Source organism: Terrabacter sp. 05T424 (assembly GCF_056396225.1).
In genome coordinates this window covers 1-724 of record NZ_JBFTLB010000023.1, presented here as the reverse complement: position 1 = coordinate 724, position 724 = coordinate 1, and the positions used below count along the sequence as shown (strand labels likewise).

Annotated in this window: 1 protein-coding gene; it reads left to right on the top strand. The window is 70.7% G+C overall.

What is annotated here, in order from left to right:
* On the top strand, positions 1-313 hold a 313-nt coding region (locus tag AC1DE0_RS22405; protein WP_478105845.1), incomplete at its 5' end, for a DUF5994 family protein.
* Positions 314-724: the final 411 nt, after the last annotated feature.

The window sequence follows — 724 nt, the reverse complement described above, 5'->3', positions numbered from 1 at the left end:
GCTCGACGTGGCGGTGCACCACCTCACCGGCGCCCGGATCGCCCGGGTCGGCTACGAGCGCGGCCTGTGGGGCCAGGCGCCACGGAAGGTGCGTACCCCGCTGGGCATCACGCACATCGGGTGGTTCGAGCACAGCCGCTACCGTGACCACATCACCCTGTCGCTGAGCAACTATCAGCGACTGGTTCTCAGCGTCCTCCCACCTGACGCCGACGTTGCTGTCGCCCGCGAACTGCTCGAGTCGGCCGGGGCGCAGGGGGCCGTCACGCCGAGCCGCCTTGCTGAGCTTTCGACACCGAAGGACGTGCCGTGATGGCCGCACCCGCACTTCCAGCCCCGGTCCACCGGGCCGACATTTCCCGCGCTGCCATCGGCCCCGGCCCACGTAGCCAGACTCATGGCCTGGCGGACATGAGCATCCGCGAACTCATCGCCAAACTCCAGCTCCTGAGGGACCGGCAGAACCAGGAGAGCGCCGTCAGCGGCTCCCGGCCACTGCCGGGACAGACGCATCGACGCGCCGTACTCGAGCGGCGCGAGCGGCAGATCGTGGCTGAGCTTGAGTGGCGACACGCAGACCGGCGTGCTCCGCAGACGGTGTGACCCCTGGGCGTCGTCCCGAGCGCCGCCAGCAGCTACGAGTTTCGCGTCAGCCGCGCAGCAGGGCGGGCGCCCACGAGCGCGACATCGGCAAACCTGCCCGGGCGCCACCCATGGGCACGCC